Here is a 3,951-nt window from a genome sequence, read left to right on the forward strand (position 1 = left end):
GCGAGGTTCCTGAGACGTCCCATATCGCCAGACGGCGTCCAAATCCCGTGAAATCAGCGATACGATCCGCAGACGGCGTCGGCGTTCAACGGAGCAATGTACGATCACCCGGCGAAGCGCAGATCGGAAGTGTTCGGTTTTACCAGATCGCTGAAACAGGCGGGCGTGACGACCCTTCTCACCTCGGAAGCGAGCAGCGAAACCCCGTACGCGTCCCGATACGGGATCGTCGAATATCTCACGGACGCGGTGTTCGTCCTCCAGTACGTCCGCGGCTCCGACTTCCGCGAGACGCGTCTCGCCGTGGAGATCCAGAAGATCCGTGACGCGAACCATTCCCGCGAGACGAAACCCTACGAGATCACGAACTCCGGGATCTCGGTGTACCGACAGGCCAACATCTTCTGACGACGTGACTCCGCCTCGCTCGCCGTCGGTCTGACTGGAACGGTAGCTCGTTGTTCCGCTCGGTGACCATACGGTCTGAAAGGCCAACGGTATCCGCGAGTACCTTACTGGGTTGGTAGGAGTATTATACCTATTCCACCCATATAAATCGGTGTATGCAACGATTTGCCGACGATCGACGCGAGATATACGTACACCCGAACGCGACGGTCGATGATCTCCCACTGACGGGCGAGTTTGACGTCCCGCCCGTCGCCGACACGGAACCGTTCGTTCCGGACAACATGAAAGACCCCAAGATCTATCCCGGTGACGTGATCGCGGGCGTCGTCGGCGGTGAGGTCGCATTCGTCGAGCTCATCGTCGACAAGGACGACGACATCGTCATCGTGACTCCACTGAACAAGGGGATCCCGACGTACATCCGCGACAACATATTCAGTGCGCGGATCTTCCGTGCGGACCGGGTCCACATTTTCGAGGCAGTCGGAGAGACGATAGCGGAACCCGACGTGGAGTTCGACATCACGAAGCTCCAGACCCCCGAAGAAGAGCGGCCGAGATAGTCATGGACACTCGTGGAGCGGGACCTCGTGTAACCCGCTCCGTTGGTGTCTGCCTGCCGTCTCGCCGCACAGGCCACGAACCGTCCCGTATTTTGTGATCCGACAGCCATGAAACCACAACGAGTACGCGTCAGAAACTACAAAAGTATCGACGACACGGGGTGGGTCGAGGTCGACGACCTCACGTGTCTCATCGGCAAAAACGAGTCGGGGAAAACCGTTCTCATGGAGGCGGTCTCCAGACTCAATCCCGCCGGCGGCGACGGCGGGTTCACCCCGTACGACGACTACCCGCGCCGCCGGTGGCCGGACTACAAGCCGAGACACGACGACGATCCGGACCCGGTCGTGAGCGTCGAATTCGCGCTCGATCGCGACGAGCGGGACCGGCTTGACGACCGTGGCGGCCGCGCTCCCGACGGCACGGTCGTCGCGACGAAGGACTACGCGAACGACCGACGGTGGGAGTTCGAGCTCGACGAGTCGGCGTACGTGGACTGGCTCCTCTCCACGCACGACGTCCCGGCCGACGCCCGGCGCGAGCTGCGCGATGCCGGATCGATAGCCGAGTTTCACGCGACCGTCGACGAGCTCCGCGAGAGCGACGAGACCGCCGACGGCGACGCGTCCGAGGACGACGACACCGGCGATGACGACGAAACCGCCGACAGCGACGAGACCGCCGACGGCGACGGAACCGGCGGGTTCGGCGACGTGGGTATGCTCGCCGATGTCGTCCCCGACTCCCGTGAGGTCGCGATCGCGGCGGTCGGGGAGGACGTCCTCGCGCCGGCGCTCCCGGAGTTCCATTACGTGGGCGAGTACAACTCGCTGGACGCGTCGATCGATCTCGAAGCGTTCGCCGACCGGATCGAGGCGGGCGAGCAGACTGCGTCCGACCGCGTGTTCGAAGCCTTGCTCTCGATCGCGGATCTCGACGTCGAGTCGCTGCGTGAGGAGGACTGGCGCGAGACGCTCACCGAGCTGGAGGCCGCATCGAGCGAGGTGACGAGCGCGGTCACCGATTACTGGAGCCAGGCCGACGACGTGGCGGTTCGGCTCCGCGGCGTCGACGGCGACTCGCGCACGGTGGAGGTCCGCGTCGAGAACCTCAATCACGGAGTGACCGTCGAGTTCGACCAGCGATCACAGGGGTTCCGCTGGTTCTTCTCGACGTTCTGTACCCTGTTCGCGCTCCGCGACCGCGACGAGGAAGCGGTCCTGCTGTTGGACGAGCCCGGGCTTCACCTGCACGCGAAAGCCAAACGCGAGTTCCTCACTTTCCTCGAAGAGGAGATCGCCGCCGAGGGCACCGTCGTGTACAGCACACACTCGCCGTTCATGATCGACCTCGATCGGGCCCACCGGGTGAAGATGATACACAAGGACCCGGAAACCGGATCGACCGTCCTGTCGGACGCCGACAAGGCGGACGCGTACACGCGGTTCCCGCTCCAGAACGTCTTCGAGCTTGGCGTGATGGAGACGATGGTCGCCAGATCGCAGCTGCTGTTGGTCGAGGACGGTACCACCTACGAGTACCTGTTCAACGTCTCCGAGCTGTTGGAGGACACCGACGCGCCGGTGCTGGACCGCGGCTGGACCGTCCTCCCGATCGGAACCTTGGAGAACACCGCGACGGTTCGATCCGTCTTCGACACGGGCGATAAGGAAGTGGCGATCGTCCACGACGGCGACGAGCTCGACGGCCCCGAACCCCCGGGCGACGTTACCGTCGTCGGGATCGGGTCGCACGCGCTCGTCGACGGCGACACCACGATCGAGGACGTGCTCTCGGAGTCGTTCTACCTCGAGCTCGTCAACCGCGCGTACGCGGCCGAGCTCGCCGGCGCCTCCGGCATCGACGACCGCGTGACGAGCGAGAGCCTCGCGGACGTCGTGCCGAGTGGGCCGATCGTCGAGCGGCTCGATCGATACTTCGCGGAACACGGGATCGCGGACGGCTCCTTCGATCGCTCGCGTCCCGCGACGTACCTCCAGCGGAACCGCGACGAGTTCGCGGCGGAGGTGGATATGGACACCCGGAAGGCGTTCGGGTCGCTCGCCCGCGAGCTCAATCGGACGCTCGGCGCGTTCGACGGCGACCGGAAGACCGGCTTCTTCCAGTCGTTGTTCGGCGGCTGAGCGCCGATTCAGTCCGCTGAACGAAACGGGTCCGCCGACGGACCCCGGCCGGAACCGAGAGGTGCCGTCTTCCGTCCCGGATCCGTTCGAGCCGTCCACCGCGTTCGGATACGTTTCCGTGATTCATGCTGCGCCCGTCCGCGTATAAGTCCCCGAGGGCCCGCTATGACGTGTGTACGAGCATTTCGGCGAAGGCTCGGACGCGGTTATATAGGCGGTCGGGGGCGCTCGAACGCGTTTATAAGGGCCCGCGTAGCAGGAGGGTACCGCCCGAAGAGTTCTCTCAGTCGTTCGGGAAGTGCACCGTCCGGGAATTGAATCAGAATCAGACGTGCTCGCTCACTTCGTTCGCTGCGCGCGACTGATAGGGTTCAATCCCGTCGGTGATTTCTCTCACTTCGTTCGAGAAATGCACCGTCCGGGAATTGAACCCGGGCTATTAGCTTGGGAAGCTAATGTCCTACCACTGGACCAACGGTGCTCGAATTGTCGTACCCGACCGTCACACTTCAACGTAGCGCTTCGCCGTTCGGTCCCCGCATGGAAGCGACCGACTCCCCCATGCTCCCGTCTCGCTGCCTCCCACAGCGTTAACCGCCGCCCCGCGCAGTAGGCGGTATGAGCGAGGACGGTTCACCCGGGGCGGGGAGCGGCGACGACGTGGATGACAGTAGGAAACACGCCGGTGATCCCGGGAGCGACACGGGCGTCGGCCACGGTGACCCGGCTGTCAGCCACGGCGACAACCCCGCAGCCGACCGCATCCGCGACCGCCGTGACCGACTCGCCGCCGCCATCGGCCGGACGTGGACCGACGACGGTCCGTGGCGCT

General features: G+C 64.3%; 3 protein-coding genes, 1 tRNA gene and 1 pseudogene. 4 read left to right on the forward strand and 1 reads right to left on the reverse strand.

Annotated features, from left to right (window positions below):
* Positions 1 to 96: 96 nt before the first annotated feature.
* The 3 genes and pseudogenes from ACFQEU_RS12445 to ACFQEU_RS12455 form a co-directional block, all read left to right on the forward strand.
* Positions 97 to 408, forward strand: a pseudogene (locus ACFQEU_RS12445) (ATPase domain-containing protein); the annotation flags it as partial.
* 155 nt (positions 409 to 563) lie between these two features.
* The gene (locus ACFQEU_RS12450) at positions 564 to 974 is read left to right on the forward strand and encodes a hypothetical protein (RefSeq protein ID WP_379782602.1); all 411 of its coding nucleotides are present in this window, start codon (positions 564 to 566) and stop codon (positions 972 to 974) included.
* Positions 975 to 1,082: 108 nt separating this feature from the next.
* A complete protein-coding gene (locus ACFQEU_RS12455; protein ID WP_379782604.1) occupies positions 1,083 to 3,119 on the forward strand; it encodes an AAA family ATPase in 2,037 nt (678 codons plus the stop codon).
* 410 nt (positions 3,120 to 3,529) lie between these two features.
* Here the strand turns inward: ACFQEU_RS12455 and ACFQEU_RS12460 are convergent.
* Positions 3,530 to 3,600 (reverse strand) — tRNA-Gly (locus tag ACFQEU_RS12460).
* Between the two features lie 137 nt (positions 3,601 to 3,737).
* Between ACFQEU_RS12460 and ACFQEU_RS12465 the strand changes: the two genes are divergently transcribed.
* Positions 3,738 to 3,951, forward strand: a 214-nt coding sequence (locus ACFQEU_RS12465; protein WP_379782606.1) for a hypothetical protein, incomplete at its 3' end; no start/stop codon positions are given.

This window comes from Halorubrum tibetense (assembly GCF_042661865.1).
Taxonomy (GTDB): Archaea; Halobacteriota; Halobacteria; order Halobacteriales; family Haloferacaceae; genus Halorubrum; species Halorubrum tibetense.